This window comes from Nocardioides stalactiti (genome assembly GCF_014180715.1).
Classification (GTDB): Bacteria; Actinomycetota; Actinomycetes; order Propionibacteriales; family Nocardioidaceae; genus Nocardioides; species Nocardioides stalactiti.
Window position 1 is genome coordinate 1 of sequence record NZ_JACEFC010000226.1, and the last position, 2,020, is coordinate 2,020.

The window sequence follows — 2,020 nt, forward strand, 5'->3', positions numbered from 1 at the left end:
GTTGCCGGCGCCCCGCGCCGCCGAGGCGCCGACGATGAGCAGGCACTTCATGTCGATGGTGTCGGCGTCGAGGCTTCCGAGGGTGGTCACCTCGAGGGACTCCTCGGCCCGGCCGACGTTGCGGCCGACGACCACGACGGTGTCGGGGGAGCGGTGCTCCAGGAGCAGCTTCTGGGCTACCACGACCTGCTCGCGCCGCGAGCGAGAAGCGGGGTTGTAGATCCCGAGCACCAGGTCGGCCTCGGCGATCGCCCGGAGCCGTGCCTCGACCACCGCCCACGGCTTGAGCCGGTCGGACAGGCTGACGACAGCGAAGTCCGCGCCGATGGGGGCGCCCGCGCGAGCCGCCACCGCCTGGATCGCGCTGACACCGGGCAGCACGCGCACCGGCACGGTGGCATGTTCGGGGTGGGCCGGGTCGTCGGCTGCCTCGTAGACGGCCGAGGCCATCCCGAAGACACCCGCATCGCCGCCTGACACGACGGCGACCCGTTCGCCGCGCAGCGCCAGGTCGAGGGCGAACCGGGCCCGGTCGACCTCGACCGTGTTGCCGGACGCGTGCCGCTGCAGTCCCACGCGCTGGGGCACGCGGCGGACGTACGGGGCGTAGCCGACCACGTGGCCGACGTCGGCCAGGGCCGCGCTCGCCTCGGGTGTCAGCCAGTCGTCCGGGCCCGGCCCCAGCCCGATGACCACGACCTCTCCCGGAGCCACCGCCGAGGAAGGTTCGGACTCGACCGAGGAAGGTCCGGATTCGACCGAGGAAGGTCCGGATTCGACCGAGGAAGGTCCGGATTCGCGGAGGCGGGCGGGCGACCGGCGGCGGTCGGCGGCGGCGGAGTCACCCGGGACGACGATGAGGGAGAAGTACGGCACGGTCGAAGGGTCGACGTCGGTGACGGGGAGCCACCGCTGCTCGGGCATCGACGCGCGCTCGACGTACATCGCGCCCTCGAGCCGGCCGGCCTGCTCGAGCGCGGACCGGACGGCGGGGAAGGTCCGTCCGAGCTTCATGATCACCGCGCCGTCGGTGTCGGCCAGGCGTCGCGCCAGCTCGGGCTCGGGGAGGGTGCCGGCCAGCACGGTGAGGACGTCGGTCTGACGGACGAGCGGCAGGCCGAGCGCCGAGGTCGCGGCAGCGAAGGCCGGTACGCCGGGGACGACCTCGGTGACGAACCGGTCGCGGAGCCGGTCGAGGAGATACATCGAGGAACCGAAGAACATCGGGTCGCCCTCGGCGAGCAGGACGACGTCGCGCCCGGCCTCGAGGTGGGCGGTCATCCGGGTCTCGCAGTCCTCGTAGAAGTCGGCAAGTGCCCCGACGTAGCCACCGGGATGGTCGGTCGTCCCGGTGGTCACCGGGTAGCGCAGCTCCTCCTCGACCGCGCCCGTCGGCACCAGGTCGCCCGCGATCCGGCGGGCGTGCGACTGCTTGCGAACCCCGGCGTGGAACGCGACGACGTCGGCTGCCCCGATGATCCGTGCCGCCTTGAGGGTGATCAGCTCGGGGTCGCCGGGACCGATCCCGACGGCGAAGAACCGTCCCGGCGCGGTGCTCACTCGGCCTCCTGGGCGAGGGCGTTGATGGCCGAGGACGCCATCGCCGAGCCGCCACGGCGACCGCGGACCGTGACGAAGGGGACGTCGATGCCGTGGTCCTCGGCGAAGGAGGCCAGTGCGTCCTTGGACTCGCGGGCACCGATGAAGCCGACCGGGCAACCGACGATCGCGGCTGGCCGCGGGGCGCCGGCGACCAGCATCTCCAGCAGGTGGAAGAGCGCGGTCGGCGCGTTGCCGATCGCGACCACCGCACCCTCGAGGTGGGGTTCCCACAAGGAGACGGCGGCGGCCGTGCGGGTGGTCCGCCAGGCCTGCGCCATGTCGGGGACGGAGGGATCGTTGAGGAAGCAGAGCACGTCGTTGTCGGCCGGCAGCCGCCCTGCGGTGATGCCCATGGCGACCATCCGTGCGTCGCAGAGGACCGGGGCGCCGGCCGCCATCGCCGCCCGTCCGGCCGCCG

The 2,020-nt window shown here is 73.3% G+C and carries 2 protein-coding genes; both read right to left on the reverse strand.

The features are described 5' to 3' along the window. A partial coding sequence (locus tag H0487_RS22535) for a precorrin-2 C(20)-methyltransferase (protein WP_183096428.1) occupies positions 1-1,560 on the reverse strand: 1,560 nt, incomplete at its 3' end. Continuing rightward, the coding region (locus H0487_RS22540; protein WP_183096429.1) for a precorrin-8X methylmutase at positions 1,557-2,020 on the reverse strand (464 nt) is incomplete at its 5' end. The genes H0487_RS22540 and H0487_RS22535, both read right to left, overlap by 4 nt.